Origin of the sequence: Stenotrophomonas sp. HMWF003, assembly GCF_003061285.1 — a bacterium.
GTDB lineage: Bacteria > Pseudomonadota > Gammaproteobacteria > Xanthomonadales > Xanthomonadaceae > Stenotrophomonas > Stenotrophomonas maltophilia_AP.
Map to the genome: position 1 here is coordinate 630 of NZ_QAIW01000383.1, position 2,490 is coordinate 3,119.

At 69.3% G+C, this 2,490-nt stretch carries 2 protein-coding genes; both read right to left on the reverse strand.

Annotated elements, in window-relative coordinates:
- Nucleotides 1-1,821 (reverse strand): penicillin-binding protein 2 (gene mrdA / locus DBR34_RS16460; protein ID WP_258224027.1); only part of this gene is annotated, 1,821 nt, incomplete at its 3' end.
- 1 nt (nucleotide 1,822) lies between these two features.
- Nucleotides 1,823-2,308, reverse strand: coding sequence for a rod shape-determining protein MreD (gene mreD, locus DBR34_RS16465; protein ID WP_128097599.1), 486 nt, complete (start codon nucleotides 2,306-2,308; stop codon nucleotides 1,823-1,825).
- Between the last annotated feature and the right edge of the window lie 182 nt (nucleotides 2,309-2,490).

Here is a 2,490-nt window from a genome sequence, read left to right on the forward strand (position 1 = left end):
CAGCCACGCATCGAACAGCTTGCGCGCGATCGGCGCCGCCGCCGAGCCACCGTAACCGCCGCCCTCGACCGCGATCGCCACGGCGATCACCGGGTTCTCGGCCGGCGCGAAGCCGACGAACAGCGAACGGTGGCGCAGGTGCATCGGCAGGCTCTTGGGGTTCACCGCGGCAGTACCGCGGCGGCTGATCACCTGTGCCGTACCGGTCTTGCCGGCAATGGTGTACGGCGCGCCGGCCGCGGCGCGTGCACCACTGCCGCCCGGGCGCATCGTCCCCATCATGCCTTCGCGCACCGCCTGCAGGTTGCTCGGGCTGGGGCTGACCGGCTTGGTGTCGCCGGCCGGCACCGCGGTCCAGTCGGCATCGAAGCCGGCGCGCTGCTGCATCACCAGGTGTGGCGTGCGCAGCTGGCCGTTGCCGATGCCGCTCACGCCATGCACCAGCTGCAGCGGGGTCACTTTCCAGTCGCCCTGGCCGATGCTCACGTTGACGGTGTCGCCGGGGTACCAGCGTTCCTTGCGCGTTTTGTACTTGTGCTGGGGCGACGGCAGGATGCCGCCGATCTCGCCGGTGAGATCGATGCCGGTGGGCGCGCCGAACCCGTAGTAGCCCATGTACTGGTCGAAGCGCTCGATGCCCATGTCCAGCGCCAGCTTGTAGTAATACGTGTTCACCGACTGGGTGATGGACTTGCGCAGGTCGGTCCAGCCGTGGCCGCCGCGGTTGGCGTCGCCCCACCCACGCGACGTCCCCGGCAGGTAGAACATGCCGGTGGACAGGATCTTGTCTTCCGGCTTGCGCGTGCCGCTGTCCAGGCCGGCCAGGCCGATCAGCGGCTTGATCGTCGAACCGGGGGCCACGCCGCCCAGCACCAGCCGGTTGAACTGCGGCCGCGACGGGTTGCTGTTGAGGGCCTGGAAATCGGCATGCGAGATGCCGTTGACGAACAGGTTCGGGTCATACGACGGCAGGCTGACCATCGCCAGCACTTCGCCGGTGCGCGGGTCCATCGCCACGGCCGCGCCTTCGAACTCGCCGAACGCGGCCACCATCGCCCGTTGCAGGTCCGCATCGATGGACAGCCGCAGGTCGCTGCCGGATTGGGCGGCGACCCGGCCGATGGTGCGGATGGCGCGGCCCTGCACGTTGGTCTCGACCTGCTCATAGCCGACCTTGCCGCGCAGCTGCGACTCGTAATACCGCTCCAGGCCGGACTTGCCGATGTGGGTCAGGGCGGCATTGCCCTCGCCCAGGACCTCCAGGTCCTTGTCGTCCACCCGGCCCACGTAGCCGATGATGTGCGCGAACAGGTCGCCATAGGGGTAGCGACGGGTCAGGTAGGGCTCCAGCTCCACGCCGGGATAGCGCCAGCGGTCCACCGCGAAGCGCGCCATTTCCTCATCGGTGACCCGCAGCTTGAGCGTGACCGGCAGGAACTTGCGGCGCGCCTTGCGCGACTTGTTGAAGGTTTCGATGTCCTCGGGACTCAGCGCGAGGATCTTGGCCAGCCCGGCCAGGGTGGCGTCCATGTCCTTGACCTTGTCCGGGGTGATGTCCAGCCGGAACGCAGGCACGTTCTCGGCGAGCAGGCGCCCGTTGCGGTCGTAGATCATGCCGCGCCCGGGCACCACCGGACGTGGCTTGATCCGGTTGGCTTCCGAGCGCGTGGCGTAGATGTCGTGGTCCAGCACCTGCAGCTTGAAGTACCAGCCGCCCAGGCCCAGCAGGCAGACCAGCACGCCCAGGAAGCCCAGCGCGGCGCGACGCCGGAACTGTTCGCCCTCGGCGTGGGGATTCTTGGCCTGGCGGCGCACGTACACGTCAGCGCCCGCGACGCCCGAAGCGGACCGCGTCGAGCAGGATGAACAGCAGCGGCCACAGGCCCATGCCCAGCAGCGGGGCCCACCAGTACGACCACGGCAGGGTCGGTTCGCCCACCACGATGTGCACCACCGAACTGACGATGCGGTCGTTGAACAACAAGCCGCCGATGGCCAGCATCTGCTGGGACATCGGGAAGAAGCGGATGCGCGCGCGGAAGCGCTGCAGGATGAAGGTGAGCATGACCAGGCGCAGCGCCTGTTCGCCCAGCACCCCGCCGTACAGCAGGTCGGCGACCACGCCGCTGGCGAACGCGATGCCCAGCCCGACCCGGTCCGGGGCCTCGATCACCCAGTAGGCCAGCACCAGCGCCAGCCAGTACGGCCGCAGCGGCTGCAGCAGGGCCGGCAGCGGCAGCAGGCCGAGCAGCAGCGCCAGCACCACGCTGAGCGGCAGCACCCACGGTTTGTCGCGCAGGCGGCTCATTCGCGGTTCTCCACGGGCTGGGGTTGCCGGGCAGAGCCCGGCACTACCGGCTGAGGTTGCCGGGCAGAGCCCGGCACTACCGGCTGAGGTTGCCGGGCAGAGCCCGGCACTACGGCAGCGTCGGCTGGGGCAGAGCCCCCTTGTTGTTCAAGGGGGCTCTGCCCCAGCCGACGCTGCCGTAG

Coding starts and splice junctions, on each gene's coding strand:
- mreD (WP_128097599.1), bottom strand. CDS start 2,308: ATGAGCCGCCTGCGCGACAAACCGTGGGTGCTGCCGCTCAGCGTGGTG.